14 protein-coding genes are annotated in these 16,556 nt (G+C 43.2%); 9 read left to right on the top strand and 5 right to left on the bottom strand.

Going from position 1 to position 16,556, the window contains the following annotated elements:
- The first annotated feature begins 28 nt into the window (after positions 1-28).
- The 4 genes from FFF34_015590 to FFF34_015575 all read left to right on the top strand — a co-directional run bounded on the left by FFF34_015590 (position 29) and on the right by FFF34_015575 (position 3,918).
- On the top strand, positions 29-1,642 hold the full coding sequence (locus FFF34_015590; GenBank protein TSD63984.1) for an SUMF1/EgtB/PvdOfamily nonheme iron enzyme: 1,614 nt from the start codon (positions 29-31) through the stop codon (positions 1,640-1,642).
- Between the two features lie 196 nt (positions 1,643-1,838).
- Positions 1,839-2,312 carry a hypothetical protein gene (locus FFF34_015585; protein ID TSD63983.1) on the top strand — a complete coding sequence of 158 codons (474 nt, stop codon included), beginning with the start codon at positions 1,839-1,841 and terminating at the stop codon, positions 2,310-2,312.
- A 238-nt stretch (positions 2,313-2,550) separates the two neighbouring features.
- Positions 2,551-3,384, top strand: coding sequence for a sulfurtransferase (locus FFF34_015580; GenBank protein ID TSD63982.1), 834 nt, complete (start codon positions 2,551-2,553; stop codon positions 3,382-3,384).
- 60 nt (positions 3,385-3,444) lie between these two features.
- Positions 3,445-3,918: an SRPBCC family protein gene (locus tag FFF34_015575; GenBank protein TSD63981.1), complete on the top strand. Its 474-nt coding sequence runs from the start codon at positions 3,445-3,447 to the stop codon at positions 3,916-3,918.
- 3 nt (positions 3,919-3,921) lie between these two features.
- Here FFF34_015575 and FFF34_015570 read toward each other — a convergent pair whose 3' ends face one another.
- From FFF34_015570 to FFF34_015550, 5 genes are all read right to left on the bottom strand, one after another.
- Positions 3,922-6,084 carry a tetratricopeptide repeat protein gene (locus FFF34_015570; GenBank protein ID TSD63980.1) on the bottom strand — a complete coding sequence of 721 codons (2,163 nt, stop codon included), beginning with the start codon at positions 6,082-6,084 and terminating at the stop codon, positions 3,922-3,924.
- Positions 6,078-6,920 (bottom strand): hypothetical protein, encoded by an 843-nt coding sequence (locus tag FFF34_015565; GenBank protein TSD63979.1) that lies wholly within the window; start codon positions 6,918-6,920, stop codon positions 6,078-6,080. Before FFF34_015565 ends, FFF34_015570 begins: the two co-directional genes overlap by 7 nt.
- 9 nt (positions 6,921-6,929) lie before the next feature.
- Entirely contained in the window at positions 6,930-8,243 is a 1,314-nt protein-coding gene (locus FFF34_015560; protein ID TSD63978.1) for an acetylxylan esterase, read from the bottom strand.
- An 8-nt stretch (positions 8,244-8,251) separates the two neighbouring features.
- A complete protein-coding gene (locus FFF34_015555; protein ID TSD63977.1) occupies positions 8,252-9,496 on the bottom strand; it encodes an acyltransferase in 1,245 nt (414 codons plus the stop codon).
- A 115-nt stretch (positions 9,497-9,611) separates the two neighbouring features.
- Positions 9,612-10,568, bottom strand: a complete 957-nt coding sequence (locus tag FFF34_015550; protein ID TSD63976.1) for a TIGR01212 family radical SAM protein — start codon at positions 10,566-10,568, stop codon at positions 9,612-9,614.
- 851 nt (positions 10,569-11,419) lie between these two features.
- Between FFF34_015550 and FFF34_015545 the strand changes: the two genes are divergently transcribed.
- The 5 genes from FFF34_015545 to FFF34_015525 all read left to right on the top strand — a co-directional run bounded on the left by FFF34_015545 (position 11,420) and on the right by FFF34_015525 (position 16,493).
- Positions 11,420-12,406 (top strand): hypothetical protein, encoded by a 987-nt coding sequence (locus tag FFF34_015545; GenBank protein ID TSD63975.1) that lies wholly within the window; start codon positions 11,420-11,422, stop codon positions 12,404-12,406.
- Positions 12,403-12,897: a hypothetical protein gene (locus tag FFF34_015540; protein TSD63974.1), complete on the top strand. Its 495-nt coding sequence runs from the start codon at positions 12,403-12,405 to the stop codon at positions 12,895-12,897. The genes FFF34_015545 and FFF34_015540 overlap by 4 nt, the downstream gene beginning before the upstream one ends.
- A 59-nt stretch (positions 12,898-12,956) precedes the next feature.
- Positions 12,957-13,277 carry a hypothetical protein gene (locus FFF34_015535; GenBank protein ID TSD63973.1) on the top strand — a complete coding sequence of 107 codons (321 nt, stop codon included), beginning with the start codon at positions 12,957-12,959 and terminating at the stop codon, positions 13,275-13,277.
- Positions 13,274-14,089, top strand: coding sequence for a hypothetical protein (locus FFF34_015530; GenBank protein TSD63972.1), 816 nt, complete (start codon positions 13,274-13,276; stop codon positions 14,087-14,089). The genes FFF34_015535 and FFF34_015530 overlap by 4 nt, the downstream gene beginning before the upstream one ends.
- Positions 14,090-15,452: 1,363 nt before the next feature.
- The gene (locus FFF34_015525; GenBank protein TSD63971.1) at positions 15,453-16,493 is read left to right on the top strand and encodes a hypothetical protein; all 1,041 of its coding nucleotides are present in this window, start codon (positions 15,453-15,455) and stop codon (positions 16,491-16,493) included.
- Positions 16,494-16,556: the final 63 nt, after the last annotated feature.

Here is a 16,556-nt window from a genome sequence, read left to right as displayed (position 1 = left end):
TTACCTCCTAATATATATTGTTTAAAATATGAAAGTACTTTTTACTAATACTGCTTTGGTGTTGTTGGGCTTTGGCGCCTTGCTAAGCAGCTGCAGTAAACGTCAGCAATCACAAAAAACTGGTATTACTTATAACGATAAAACCAACGGTGGTTATCTGCGCTTTAAGCAAAATCATCCTTCGCCCGGGCCGGGTTTAGTGCCTATAGAGGGCGGTACCTTTGTTTTAGGCGGGAGTGCGGATCAGGACGTGACATACGAGTATAACAACGTGCGCCGCAGAGTTACCGTGCCGTCGTTTTATATGGATGAAACCGAAGTTTCTAACCAGGATTGGCTGGATTACCTGCACTGGATAAATATTACTTTCCCTACTGATGGAGAACTTTACTACAACGCCCTGCCGGATACACTGGTATGGCGCAGCCCTTTATCATATAACGAACCCTATGTAGAAAACTACCTGCGCCACCCCGCCTTTCAGGATTACCCTGTTGTAGGCGTTACCTGGGAACAGGCACAGGAGTATTGCTCATGGCGTACAGACCGTACAAACGAAAATATTTTACGTGAAACCGGCCGCCTTACCACCTGGAAAGATGCATCGAGCGGTAAAAATGGCGCTGCAGCTAATGCCGCAAAAGTGCCATTCAATACAGACATTTATCTTAACGGACAAATTCGCGGTGCAGGGATTGACGGTAAAAAAATGTTACCAAACCTAAGCCCTGGTGCACCAGGCGCAGCCGGTACAGGCAAAAACGGTAAATCGGTAAGGCCGGTACGTATGGAAGATGGTATACTTAAACAAGGTTACCGCTTGCCATCAGAAGCAGAGTGGGAATACGCCGCTTTAGCCCTTGCCGGTAATACCCAGTTTGAAAACATTAACGATGGCCGCGTATATCCATGGAATGGCTTAGGTGTGCGTTCGCCCAATAAAAAAACACGTGGTTTAATACTTGCAAACTTTAAACGTGGTGCAGGTGATAACGCCGGTGTTGGCGGCGGACTGAACGATAAAGCCATTATTACAGCCCCTGTACGTTCATACGAGCCTAACGATTTTGGTTTGTATAACATGGCGGGTAACGTTAACGAGTGGGTAGCCGATACTTACCGCCAGACTTCGTTTGAAGAAGTGGATGATCTTAACCCGTTCCGTGGTAACGAATTCTCTAACAAACGCCTGGCAGACCCTGCTAAAGGTTTATATGCTAAAGATAAATACGGCCGCCCTATTAAAGACCCTGCCAAGTCAAACAAAAAGTTAAAATACAGTGAAATGATAGCCCAGCAACAAGGGCAGGCAGCCGCTACCCCTGCACAACCGGGTGCTGTTAATCCACTTGCTGGTAAAGCCTACACTGCCGATAACAGGGGTTTTGGCGATACTGTAAACACCGCATTGTATGGCACCACAACTTTAGTGAACGACCATTCAAAGGTGTATAAAGGTGGCTCGTGGAATGATATGGCCTACTGGCTAAATCCCGCTACCCGCCGCTTTATGAACCAGGACGACGCAAGCGCCGAAGTTGGTTTCCGTTGCGCCATGACCATGGTAGGCGCACCTGAGATTCATCCGGAAGGCAAGCCTCACTTACCTGTTAAAAAAGCCAAGGCTTACAAAGCACGATAACCCATTACAAACCTGATATGAAAAGCTGCTCCAAACCGGAAGCAGCTTTTTTTGTATCTTATATTAATGTAACCTGTTAATATTCAGTAAAATGTTAACAAATAAATTATCCCTAATTAACGTTTATAAAATAGTTTATCGCTTATTTTTATAGACCTATAAAAGGTCAGATAAAATTAACACTAAAACAATTTTTATGACCTGGAGAAAATTTAGCGGAGAGGTGATCCAAACACCTATACTGGAAGAAGTTGAAGCAGCCATAGAACGGGAAACCAACCTGGGTAATAAATTAAAGGTTTGTATCGGTACAGATTCGCAGGTGAAGGGTTCGGTAACCGATTTTGCCACGGTTATTGTTTTCATTCGCGAACAGCGTGGCGCCTTTATGTTTATTCACCAGGAGCGTACATCGCAGAAAATGAGCATCAAAGAGCGCATGTTGTACGAGGTGCAAAAGTCAATTGATATTGCCTACAAGCTTTGCGACCTGCTCGACCTTTACGACGTAGGCCTGGAAGTACACGCCGATATTAACACCAACCCCATGTTTAAAAGCAACCAGGCCCTACACGAGGCAATGGGTTATATACTAAGCATGGGCTTTGTATTTAAAGCCAAACCCGAAGCTTTTGCCAGTTCGTGCTGCGCGAATAAGATGGTGCAGTAGGTTTTAGCGGTTAAACTAAACTGGTTATTTAGCTTTGCAGCTTCAGCTATAAATTATTCCACTTTTTTGTTGGTTATAGCGGGAGTCTTTTCATTTTTTTTGTTATCCCTTACTCACTAATATAAAATTATATTTCAATAAAAAAAAGTGAAAAGCAACAAATTTCCCTTAAACGCTAATTAACCTTTTCAAATCTGCAACGGCTATTTACTATATTTGGGCTTAAACATTGTAGCCCATGTCTCCGCTTATTGAAATTACCGACCCAAGGGTATTTGACCCTGCAACCATATTGATTGATGTGCGTGCCGGCGCTAATGCCCGCACTAATTACCTGGCCGGGCATTTACCCAATGCCATTTTTGCCACCCTGGATGATGACCTTGCAGCCCACCCTGCCGATGCGGCTTTCGGTGGCCGCCATCCATTACCATCGTTAGCTGATTTTGCTGCAACGCTGGCCCGCTGGGGTGTTAAGCCCGATAGCCACATTGTAGTATACGATGATAAAGCCGCAGCCATGGGCGGTGCACGCCTTTGGTGGATGTTGCGGTCAATTGGCCATACCAATGTACAGGTATTGAATGGGGGGCTTAAAGCCGCTACAGATGCAGGTATTGAATTGAGTACAGACGAGTATACCCCCAGTGCAACCAGCCTTTACCCTATTGCCCCCCAATACGCAAACACCGCCGATATAGAAGAAGTGAAAGAGGCTGCTAAAGCCGAAGACCGTGTAGTAATTGACGTGCGCGAGGGGCAGCGTTATTTGGGCTATACCGAACCTTTAGACCTTGTTGCAGGCCACATACCCGGCGCGGTAAATTTGTTCTACAGCAACAGCCTATCGCCCGAGGGCAAGTACCTTACACAACAAGCATTGGCAAGCATGTATAAAGATACCATAGGTGATGTAAAACCCGGCGATGTTATTGTTCATTGCGGATCGGGTGTTACGGCATGCCATACTTTGCTGGGGATGGAATATGCAGGTATTACAGGCCCAAAACTATACGTAGGGTCGTGGAGCGAATGGTCGAGGCGGGATTTGCCAATTGCCACCGAAAAGTAATATAGAGGTTACTACCACAAGTAATAAAACCACTTATTGTAATAATCCGTTAATTAGTGTGTGAAAACATACGCATTAAAGCTAAAGCAGAACATCCCAATAAGCTTAGATGAAGCCTGGGATTTCTTTTCGTCGCCGTTGAACCTGGCAAAGATCACCCCTAAAGAAATGAAGTTTGTGGTGACATCAGATTACAATGGCGATACTAAGATGTATCCCGGCATGATCATCACCTATAAGGTATCGCCCTTGTTTGGCATCAAACTAAACTGGATGACCGAGATAACCCATGTACAGGACCACCAGTACTTTGTAGATGAGCAGCGTTTTGGCCCTTATGCGTTGTGGCACCACCAGCACCATTTTAAAGAGATACCGGGCGGTGTTGAGATGACGGACATCCTAAATTATGCTATACCTTACGGCATTATAGGCAGGCTTAGCAATACACTGCTGGTAGGCAAACAGGTAAAAAAAATATTTGAATACCGCGTAAAGGCAGTAGAAGAGCTGTTTGGTAAATACCAAGGGTAATTACTACTTACAACTTTTCTTAACCTCATCAGCAGCCACCTTCAGGCCTAAAGCGGCAGCTTTGTTAAGATCGGTACAGGCGCCTGCTTTGTCTTGCTTAGCAAGTTTTAACATTCCACGGCTATAATAGCCATCGGGGCTTTGCGCATTTAGCAAAATAGACTGGTCAAAATCGGCCATTGCTCCGTTCACATCTTTGTTCAACAGCTTGGCCTGGCCTCTAAAATTGTACAGATCTGGGTTTTTAGGTTCCAGCTTAAACGCATAGGTAAAATCGGCATTCATCCGGGCAGTATTACCCAAATATGCCTGTGCAAGGGCCCTGTGTGCATATGATTTTGCATCGTCAAGGTCAATAAATGTTACGCTGTTAAAATCATCAATAGCGCTGTCATAATTCTTCATCGCCATTTTTACCGTTGCTCTAATGTAATAAGCATCCTCGTCATTGTCTTTTAAGGCAATAGCTTTAGCCAGGTCTTTTAAGGCAGCCGCGTTGTCGCCCATATCAAACATAGCGCTCCCGCGGTTATGGTAAGCCGCGTATGAGCCTGTATCAAGTTTTAAAGCGGTACTATAATCTAATAAAGCACCCTGCACATCGCCGGTATGTTGTTTAGCTACGCCCCTGCCAACAAAATAGTTCGCGTTTTTAGGGTGTTTGGCAACCAGGTCGTTCAGTATAGGCAAGCCCTCAATATAAAACTTAGCATTCATCATCGCCCTTACCAACCTTGCGCTAAGGTTATCATCGGCGGTGCCCACATCTGCTATCTTTTTAAAATCCTGCAAAGCGCCGGCCCTGTCGCCAATTTTTAACTTTACATTTCCTCTTTTATAGTAAGTTTCAATATTGCCCGAATTCATATCGATAGACTTGTTATAGTCTTGCAACGCGTTGCTATAGTTCTTACGGTCCTGTGCTATCTCTCCTCTCACCACATAGGCATAATCGCTATTAGGATTTAATTTTAGGGCCTCGTTTAAATCAACCAGGGCAGCTGTGGTGTCTTTTAACTCTATTAAAGCCCTTGCGCGGGTAATGTAGGCATAGCTGTTTTTTTCGTCCTTATCAATCGCTTCATCTGCATCGTCCCTGGCTTCGCTGTACTTCTTTTCATCCAGCTTCATATCCGCCCTGTTTTGGTACGCTTCCGAAGTTCCGTTTAGCTCAATGGCTTTATCCAGATCAGCAAGGGCGCCTTCTTTATCATCAAGGTTATATTTTACGCGACTATCGTAATAATACAGTTCGGCGTTGTTGGGTTCTAAGGCGATGGCTTTGGCAAAATATTCCAATGCAGCCTTTTTGTCGGAATTGTTGCTTAACGCGTTAGCCAGGTATTTAAACAAATTGGGCAGTTTTGGATCAAGCGCTATAGCTTTATTATAATCGGCTATTGCAGCCGGATAGTTCTTTAAATTGCCGTAAGCATTAGCGCGGTAAAAAAAAGCTTCCGCGTTTTTAGGGTTTAGGCTAAGGGTTAAAGTATAGTCGGCAATAGCGCCCTTATAATCCAGCATATTTCCCTTTGAGTTGGCCCTGTAAAAGATCAGGTCGGCATTTTTGGGGTCAAGCTTTGCTGCAGTGTCAAAATCGGCTATGGCACCGGCATTGTCCTTTAAGTTTGCTTTGGCCACACCCCTGTACTCGTAAAGCGAGGCATCATTGGGGACTATGGCAATTGCCTTGTTAAAATCCTCAATAGCCGCATTATTATCGCCCAGGTTAGCTTTTGCATTTGCCCGGTAATGGTACATATCGGCAATAGGGTTTATGGCTATGGCCCTTGTAAAATCGGCTATGGCGTTGGTATAATCTTTATTTGAGCTATAGGCGTTACCCCGGTAAAAAAACTCATAGGCATCATTAGGATTAATTTCTATAGACCGTGTATAATCCTTTATAGCTTCGGCATAGTTTTTTTGGTCGTTATAGGCATTGGCGCGCATAAAATAGGCCTTCGCGTTTTTACCGTCAAGCTGTATAGCTTTGGTAAAATCGGCTATGGCACCGGCATAATTTTTAGCACCCGATTTGGTTGTGCCTGTTTGTATATAGGTTTCTGCCGTTTGTGCGGCGCAATAAAAGGGCAACAAAAAAACTATAACGAATACTCTTATCATATGTGCTATCTGTAAATTGGATATACCAGGCATTACCATGGTTTAACTATAAATGCAACCGAGGCGCTTTTTCCATCGCCTGTATTGCGGCCTATTAAAAACTTGCCCGCGGTTAAAAACATCGAGAATCTTTTGCCGAAAGTGTAACCATAGCTTATAGAAGCCTGGGTAAAGGCAAAGTTTTTATTGGTAGCCTGTATGGGCGAAAATGCTGTAAAACTACTGGTTGAATAAGAGCCGCCTGCCGATATAGACAGCTGGTGTTTAAACTTCCTGTCCAGCGTCATCCCAAAGCTACCGTTGTACCTATCCTGCGTTGGGCCTTGCGGGCCAAAATATTGCCTTATACCATTCTCTACCGTAAAATAGTAGTTTTTGCCCCATAGCTTACCGCTACCGGCAAACGATAGCTTTAATTCGGACCCTTGCTGCCCATAGCCAAGGTTGGGCTCGGTGTAAAGGGGTTTTATATAGGTGCCTTGTATTGTAAAATAATAAATGTAGTTGATGTTGGCCAAATAATACCTTACACCAACTTCCAGATCTGTAGGCCCGCTGTAAAGTGTTTTGTTTTTATCATCGTCGTAATTATTTATAACGTATGGCAGCAAAGCCACTAAGGTAAAGCGCTTGGTTAAACCATACTCGGCGTACAACGAATAACTAACCGATGTAAACCTGCCGTTGTTTGCAAATGGTATGTTGCGGCCCAACGAGTCCCATCCACTTTTGGCAGTAAAATGACTGATAGATGGCGACAGCAGCAACTTTTTAGGCCTAATAGGGAAACCGCCGGCATAACTTTTTTGCTGTAGTATTAGCCCAAATAGCGCCACTACCATTAAATATTTAAAATAGGTTTGGGTTGCTTTCATATATACATATTAAAATAACGCAAATGCATCACGCATCCACCTGCCCTCAAGGTCCTTATACGCCTGGCTTACTTCATGGCCCAGATCCTTGAAAACCTCGAGCCTTTTTTTAGCCGTTATACCATTGTAAGTTGCATACTCATTAGCCGGCGGGGCATACTGGTCTAATAAACCAATACCCATTAATGTTGAGCATTTAATTTCTGATGCAAAGTTTTTCCCGTCGTAATATCTCATATTCTCCAGCACCTGCTCGTAGGTAAGGCCGGGTTGTGTTTTAATGTACCGCTTAATATCGTTAATTGGCCAGGTAACCTCGCCATCAAGGTTGCCCACATCGCATAATATAGGGTTTTGCACCGATGCCAGGTTAACCCTGTTATCAAGCGCTGCAGTTGCCAAAACAAGGTACCCGCCAAGGCTGCCGCCGGTAAGCATAATATTGTCGTGCCGCAAATTTGGCTGGGTAAATATAAAATCGACGGCACGCAGGCAATCCATAATAACACCGCGCATTACGTAGCGGTCGCGGTTATCAATATGGTAAAAAATGAATTCGTCGCGGCGGGTGTTTATAGGGCCGCGACTATTGCCCTGCCCCCTAACGTTAAGGGTAATAATAGCCAGGTCTTCGTCCATACCGGTAATAGGCTTTAGGTTAACCTGGTAGCCTGGCAAACCCAGCAGTACCGAAAACTTCCTTTTGGTTTTTGATATCGGCACGGTCATCCATCCCCTTATGGTCATGTTTTCGTACGATTGCATTTCTATAAGGTACACGTTACGGTTTGCCGTTTTAAGTTTGGGCATTAGCGTTACCTTAAAATTGGGCTTTACCTTTGCCAGGTCAGCTTTGGTATCGGCCCAAAACTTATCAAAATCGGCAGGTTTTTTATACTGCGATACAATCTCTTCGGGCCTTATGCCAAATACACGGCGGGTGGTGTCGTCATATTCGGTAACGTTTACCATAAAATTGATCTTGTAAAACCCGGTTTTCATGGCAGGCAAGTCAAAGGTATACTTACCCGAACTATTCTTTTTGATGGTTACTTTAACCGAATCTTTATGCAACGTTTTGCCATAGCGGGTAACCACGTACGATACCTTGCCCGACTGGTCTATAGCGGTGGTGTTTTTTACCTCGAAGGTATATTTGGCGTTATTATCAAAAATGGCATTTTTGGTTGCGGGTGTAAGGGTGGTTGATACCTCCCCTTCATTTTTAGCGTCGTCTTGCGCAATGGCCTGATGGGCACCTGCTATTAAAACAACACTGGCAATTATCTTCAAAAACTTACTCCATCTTTTAGGCGTATTCATCGTTACAGTTAAGCTTTTATTGCACCCGAATCATTATCAGGATTACGGGGTGCATTCTTGATCAGAAAATTTGATTTACGAATATAATGATTTAAAGGTTCTTCAATTAGCTTGAATAACGCTATAGAAACACCATTCAGGATGATAAAACCGTATAACACGTTCAAACTATCGTATTGGAAGGGCGATACCCAGTCTACCCCCCACTTGTCGTAAAGGTCAAATACCTGGTCGTTCCATTTGTTAAAGTAGTTGTGTAAAAAGTCGTACATGTAGCCTAGGTGTATCAGGTAAAATATATACGAGCTTTTGCCAAGCAGCTCAACAAACTTGTTTGATAGTATCTTTTTAATGGTGGTGGCCTCGGTTAGTAAGCCATAAAAAAACAAGGCTATTGATGCCGCCAGCAGGTAGTTATTGGTAATAATCCCCAGCGGGTTGTGCAAGCCGGCCACCTCGTTTTTGGGTATAGGCAATACCGACATGATGCCAACGCATACAAATATCAGCACAAAACCCAGGTAGGTGTATTTGCTTTTGGCCGTACCCGTCAGCTGTTTTTTACGAACGATAAGCGCCAGTTGTATCCCCGCGAAAAACTCGAAACACCGGCCCAAAAAGGTGTACAGCATCATAAAGGTAAAGTTGCCGAAGAAGCCGTGCCAGTCTACATTCCTGAACATCAGCACCAGCAAAACGCCGAAGCAGGTTATAACAATGGGCTGTATATAAAACTTGCGGTAGCGCTGGGCAAAGTAAAATATAAACGGTGCCGAAAAGTAAAAGCACTCCTCAACCGTAAGGCTCCAGCCCTGGGCTATGCCGGTAAACTTAAGCTGATCAAAAAAGCCCCTTACAAAGGTAATATGCATAAAAAACAAGCCCGTTGCGTTGCTGTAGCCGCCGGTTATCTTAGGGTCGTGAGTGTAGTGGTACGATACGAAAGCCCCAAGCGTGAGCAGGAAGTACATGGGGTATATACGCGCCACCCGGTTTTTAAGGTACTGCCTAAACCAGGGGCCCGTTAGCTTAAAGCTATCAAAATACCTAAAAGCAATTAAAAAACCCGACAGCACAAAGAAGATGGTTACCCCAATATGGAACTCGTTAAGAAAACGTTGCACAGCACGGGGAAAATTTTCATCAAACACATACGCGTAATGCGATATAAACACCAGGTAGGCCGCCAGTGCCCGCACCCCCGTTAACGCCGGAATGTAGTTTTGTAAAGGTTTTTGCGCCAAAACAGCTATTTAATTTACGTTTTACGAATGTTACTTGGTGATGGTTGTTGCAAACAAGATACCAATTAACGGCGGGCTATTTTTGCCTGGCATCAGTTTATAGCCAAAAGGGGTAATGGCATAGCTACAAGGCGCTGCCCTGCACTACGCCGCGGCTTAGTATGCGCTGATCTATAAAGTACTGTATCTCGCTTTTCTTCAGTCCCCAGTTGGGGGCTATCAGCAGTTCGCGGTCGCTTAGGCCGAACAGGCGCTGTATAACAATATCGGGGCGTACCAATGGCAGCAGTTCGCACAGGAAGTCGGCGTACTCTTCCAGGCTGAACAGCTTAAAGGGCTCGCGCTTGTACTTAACGCCCATTACGCTACCCTCTACGATGTGCAGGTGGTGGAATTTGACAAACTTGATCTGCGCGTGGCGGTTTATCTCGTCGGCGTATTTAAGCATCATCTGGTGGGTTTCCCAGGGGAAGCCGAAGATGGTGTGTACGCAAACATCCAGCCTGGTGTTTACCGTTAGGGCCAGAGCCTTTTCCAGCTCCTCGTGGCTGCAGCCGCGGTTTATCTGGTTTAGGGTATCGTTGTAAATGCTCTCCATACCCATCTCCAGGTCAACATCAAAGCGGTTGGTGTAGCTTTCAAGCAGGGCTATTTTCTCAGCGTCTATACAGTCGGGGCGGGTGCCAACGCTCAGGCCCACAATGTTTTCGGTGTTGATGCTCAGGGCTTCGTCGTACAGCATTTTAAGGTAGTGCGCCGGGGCATAGGTGTTGGTATTGGGCTGAAAGTAGATAATGAACTTATCAGCCTTATTGCCCTTTATGGCCCTTTCCATGCCCTCTTCTACCTGTTGCCTAAGGGTGGGCGCATTGCGGCTTACGCTGGGCGTAAACGAGTCTACATTGCAGTAGGTGCAGCCGCCGTAACCCTTGCTGCCATCGCGGTTGGGGCAGGTAAAGCCACCATCTACAATCACCTTAAACACACGGTGACCGGGGTACTTTTGCTTTAGCCAGGGGCCATAGTTGTTGTACCCTTTTTCCCAGGTGGATGGTATGGTGGTGGTGTCTTCAGCTTGCATTTGAGGGGCAAAGATAATGATTTTTTGGGGAGGGCGATACCCGACTACTGCCATGCCAATGGCATTTTAGCCGCCATTACAGTGCCGCTATAAATTTTTGCAATTTTTGGTTTTTTTTGTTGGCCGCGCTGTGGCGTTTTCGTTTTTTTTGTTGGGGGCAGGGTAACCAATTTACGAAATAAAAAGCAGTATTCCAAACACCTGTTTTGGTTTTTGGACTTTTGGGGGATGCCACCCGCCAAAAAAACCGTGTGACAAAACACTGTCACGAAAACTTTAAACCCGGGTACCGATATTTGTATGTGGTCGATAGTCCATAGTCGATAGTCCATAGTCGATAGTTGGCAGTAGGCAGTCGATGGCAGCTACTATGGACTATCGACCATGGACTATGGACTTCTTGCCGACCATGCCATCGCAGCTACTATTGACTATCGACCATGGACTATGGACTATGGACTTCTTCAACCGCCCTCACCACCCTGTCATGCTGAGCCCGTCGAAGCACGGCGAGCGCAGCGACGAGGGATCTTGTTCGATGTGCAATTAGCCCAACTGCCATTCCAACAAGATTTCTCCCTACGGTCGAAATGACACCTGCGGATTTAACCGATGGACCTTTAAAACCCCTGCCCTGCTGAGGCGGTTTAAGCAGCGGCGGCATTTACCGTGTGGTTACCGGGTAGGAATTGTTCTTTGAAATTAATTATTACCATCATTAAATACCTTAACCCATAAGCACAGTATTTAATTTATAATTATTTGTAAATCAGGTGGTTTTCTATTTTTAAGTTGACATTTTATCTCCATCTTTATCAGACCCATTACTATTGACTTAATTTTTATATGAAATGAGTAAAGAAGAAAATCGAAAATCAAAAGAAAATTTATCAACTATACGATTTCACTTTTATTCATTAAAATTCACGCCTTATAATGACGTAGCCCAATCAGCTGACGAAATTCTATTTAAGATAATAACTTATGTAACTAACGAGTTGCACAAAGGGAAGGGACATCTAATTGATAGAAACCATAACCGACCTGACGAAGGAAGTAGAGAGTTGTTTATGGCACAATCGGTTTTTATACTTAAAGATAAAAGAATACGATGTACGATAGCATTACTTAGGTCTGGTAGAGTTCCAATGCTTAAACCCGCTGACAAATTTAAATTGATTCCTTTAGATGCTGCTCAGGGTTCAATAGCTGAACAAACCCATTTTTTTATTGACTACAGTAAAAGTCCGGCAATAATATGTTTAGAATTTAACAGTAATGGCCCAAGGCTATCAGATATAGAATATTATTTAAGAAATGTTGCGCGAGACACTTTAAGGTTAGCTAAAGCGACTGAGGTAACTATGCACATGAATACATCCATTGATAAAACTTTGTCGGAATTAAAAAATGTTTTAAATATTGACATTAAAGTACAACCACAAAAGCTTGCGATTCTTGACACTGAATTAGTTGGCCAATATTTTCTCGGTATTAATACAATTGGTCAAAGAATTAAGCCAAAATTTATAAAACTTGAAGCTATGTATCAAACGCCAGGCAACACAGTTAGAAGCACTGAGCTTAACAAGGAGGCAAATAGTATGGTAATAAATTTATTGCAAAAATTTAAAGGGAGGCCATTTAACATAGATGCATTCGAAAATTTTGTGGTTAAGTATGAAGATAAAGAAGGAAATGAAGAAGTTTTTAATTTATTAAAAGGGAAAAAAGAAATAGTTAAAGAATTTGATTTGACTAAAATCACAAAACTAAAAGATTGGTATGAATTGATAAAGCCTGAATTTGATGAATTTATTGAAAAGCTAGCGGAATGATAAATTCATACTTTCGTCGACCATTAGTTTGGGATTATACATTGGCTTTAGCAGTATGTGGAACAACTTATTATTTATGCCACAAAAATATTCTGATTTTACCTAAACCACAGTATACTATCACTACTGCTTCAGACTTATCTACAATTGCCTTGACATTGGCTGGATTTATTTTAACCTTACTTACAGTTCTAATCACTTTTAAAAGTGGTTCTAGCATTGATAATAGATCGAAAATGGACGATCATACTGTTTTTGAGATATTTTTTGCTACTAACCTGTATTTCGAAACAGTAAAACACCTTAAAAACTGTGTAAAATCTCTAACAATTATATCTGTGATTGGATATTCATTAAAGTTGTTTTTAAATGAGGACAACCATAAATATATTTATTTCTTCAATGTTTTAGGATTAATAATAATCGCGCTAACTCTTTGGAGGAGTCTATTAATATTAACCAAAATAATAAACTTACAAAAAACAGAATAACTCCAATTACACTATATCTTAATATGATTAACTTTATTATCTACCAAACAAAAAACATTTTGAATATATCAGGACTTAGGAAGTCCGAATTAAATTATATTATACAAGAAGTCACATACGCAATTAATCAAACCAAGTTCCATATCAACGAAACTCGAAATTTAAATAAAGACCAACGTTCATCTATTTTGTCAAATATATGGTTGAGAACGGCTGAAAATTTGGAAAAAATTAATAATCAGGAAGTAAAGGAGTTAACAGATATACTGAAAGAAAAAAGCAAATATTGGGTAGATCCTGAGAAATTCACAGATAAAATGTTGATAGACTATGGAATGAAATTAAATTCCATTCAATTATTAATTGACTCTCTACGATGAAAAAAATATCATTAATTATTTTATTTGTATTTGCTGTATCTTTTAACATCGCAAAAAACAGATCTATTAAAAATCCAAAATCTGATACGACAATAAACAAACTCTTTTTTTATAAAAAAAGCGGCAATGATTCTTTAAAAGTGTCGATTGTTCAATTAGATGAGTTAAGCAAAGTGTTAAAAAAAGACACAAATACCTTCAGAGATATTACCCCCTCTTTAGTAGCACTAATTGTCGTAGTTATATCCACATTAGGTGCAATCTATATAGGAAAAAAACAGATTAAGGTTCAAACCTCAAACGCGGCCCAACAATTAAAAAGTCAGGAAGCACAAGCACAGGAGTTATTGAAACTCTCTAGAGAACAAATTAGAGAAACCTCTAAAATGACGCTTACACAAGTTAGGGCAAATAACGTTTCTCAAGCTAGAATTGCATGGATTCAAGATTTGCGGGAGCTTTTAAGTAAATTCAATGGTGAAGTAGCACTAGTTAATACTTATGTAGAAGAATTGATATCGCTTATTGAAAAAGGCAACGACGAAAAGGTTGATATAATATACAAAGATGTTCTTGAACGATTAAAAACTGCAAGAATATTTTCATTTCAAATCAAGCTATTTCTAAATAAACAGGAGGAAGATCATATGAACCTAGAAAATGCCCTTGACAAATATTTCAGACATTCAGTTTCAAATCCTAAAGATAAACCCGAACTACTAAACTCTCTTAGTGATGAAATTTTGAATCTCTCACGAGCAATTTTGAAAAAAGCCTGGGAACAGGCCAAAAATGAAGGTTCCACATCCTAAATCTAATAAAAAAGGATTCTTCGCTGGCACACGCGTATTGTGTGTGTTAACAACTCATCCCCCCTAAACCCGATAGCAGCGTATACCGGCCCGCCGATTAAGGCCTTGTGCAGTATAAGCGGATAGCGGGGCTATCGCAAGCTATCGGCACAACAGCACCTTTACAAAAATTTACGGTTTCATTTGCTGCGCGGCATTGGGCCATTTTGCAGGGCGTCATTGGGTCATTTTGCAGGTTGGGTGCACGGGCGGGTTCGGTATGGCAGGGTTTGTTAGGGTATGGTGGTTAACACACCCCTAAGCCCTCTCTGGGAGGGGAACGATTGGCAGGGTGCTTGGGCAGGGTTGGGCATGGCAGGGGGCTTAGCTAAATATTATGGTTTAATAATGAGATAGGCCCGCTCTTGGCCGCGGGAGGGCCCAGTTCTTTTTCCTTGATGAAAAAGAACCAAAAACCGACCGTAGGGAGCTCATGAACACCTATAAAAAAACAAACAATAGGTGAATAAATCAAGACAAAAAATCCTTCCCCGCACAGGTCACCATTGTTTTACCCGCTTTCGCCCGAAGCCGCTTTGCTGACGTAGCTGCGGAAGAACGAGTTTAAACCAAATCAAAAAAAGAAGCGTGGGGCCTACTGTCAGCGTGTGCGGGCCGGGCGTATGGCGGGAATGACGGTTTAGCTTTTTGGATGGTTTGAAGCAAAGCGAACAATCGACAAAAAAGCGTGAAGAACCGGCAGGGAGCGCGGTTTATTATGCATGGCGACTAACACACCCCTAACCCCTCTCGAGAGGGGAACTAAGAAAGAAAAAGAAGCGCGGGGCCTTACTGTCAGCGTGAGCGGGCCGGGCGTATGGCGGGAATGTCGGTTTAGCTTTTTTTGGATGGATTGGAGCGCAGCGAACAATCGACAAAAAAGCGTGAAGAACCGGCAGGGAGCGCTGGAAGCATCGCGCTGACTTGATCTTTTGGTTACTTTTCTATCAAGAGAAAAGTAACTAGCCCTCCCGCGGCAATGAGCGGGCGATACCTGTTTAAAGTACAAATTTCGTTAGCAGTCCTGTCAGGAGATTGCTTCGTTCCTCGCAATGACGGTTAGGTAATTGCCAGTCCGTTAGCCAACGGATCGCAATGGAGAAAACGCGATGAGGTTGCCACGTCGCTGTCGCTCCTCGCAATGACATGGTGGTTAGGCATGGTGGCTAAACCCCTCCCTAACCCTCCCCGTGGGAGGGAATTTGGTTTTCTGCAACTACACAAAAATTGCACACTTTTCACACAATGGTATACAAGTAATATGGCCTGCATTTATAAACAGGGGCATTGGGTAAATTTATATTTCATTATCAATAAACCAATTGTGAAAAACAAATTTACCTACACGGCGCTATTGCTGGCAGCTACCCTGTTTAGCAATTGTAAAAAAGGCGACGACCTAAGCAACAAGGCCGACTTTGACCAAAACAACCTTTCGTCGCTATCGGTGCCATCGTCGGGCGTGGCGCCAAACACGGTTACTACTATTGCCGGCAAGCGCTACTCGGGCTCGCAACTGGTGGACGGAACGGGTTCGGCTGCACGCTTTTCTACCCCATTTGGCTTTGCCATAGGTAAAGATGGTAACTTTTACGTTGCCGATATAAATAACAACGCTGTACGCAGGGTTACCCCACAGGGGGTGGTATCAACCGTGGTACTGCAGCCCGACAAAAACGGCAATCGCTTACTGGGCCCGCAATATATAGGCTTTACCGCCAATGGCAACATGCATCTTATTTGCGAAAATGTTGACGACGCAAACGGGTACAGCAAGTCGTGGGTGTATAGCCCCACAGGTGCGGCTATAAGCTCGTACTGGTATTATTATGGTTATTTTAGGTGCCTGGCCAACGACCCTTACGAAGATGTGCTTTGGTACGCCGACGGCGACAATATTGGCAAGCATAAAGTAATAAACGACGAAAAAATAGGCAGCGACTTTATTAATTACGACCACAGTATACTACCCCCGGCCACCGAATTAGACCGCACCTACAGCGCCATGTTTGTAGGTTACAATAAGGTAAAATATGTTGCACTTCCTAACCACCTGTATAAGTTAACGCCAAATGGCACTTTCCAGGAGCTATATACCGATATTAAGTTTACCGATATAACCAGTATAGTAGTCAATAAGGATAGCCGTACCATATATATTGCCGATGACGGGGTGATACGTAAGATAGAGAACGGCAAGGCTACCAAAATAATTGGCCCTAATGCCGGCTACAACGATAGCCGCGATGGTGTGGGTGCCAAGGCAGATGCGCATGCCGAATACCTTTTACTGGGCCCCGGCGAAAACGTGCTGTACTTTACCGACGCTTATGCCAATGCACTGCGCAAGGTGGTGTTAAAATAGTTAATAGTTAGTAAGATTAGTTTTAGGGGGTAGCGGCAATGCGAAAGCATTGTGGGCTGCCCC

The sequence above is a fragment of the Inquilinus sp. KBS0705 genome, from assembly GCA_005938025.2.
Classification (GTDB): Bacteria; Bacteroidota; Bacteroidia; order Sphingobacteriales; family Sphingobacteriaceae; genus Mucilaginibacter.
The sequence above is the reverse complement of the archived record's forward strand: the minus strand, read 5'-3'. Positions and strand labels throughout refer to the sequence as shown.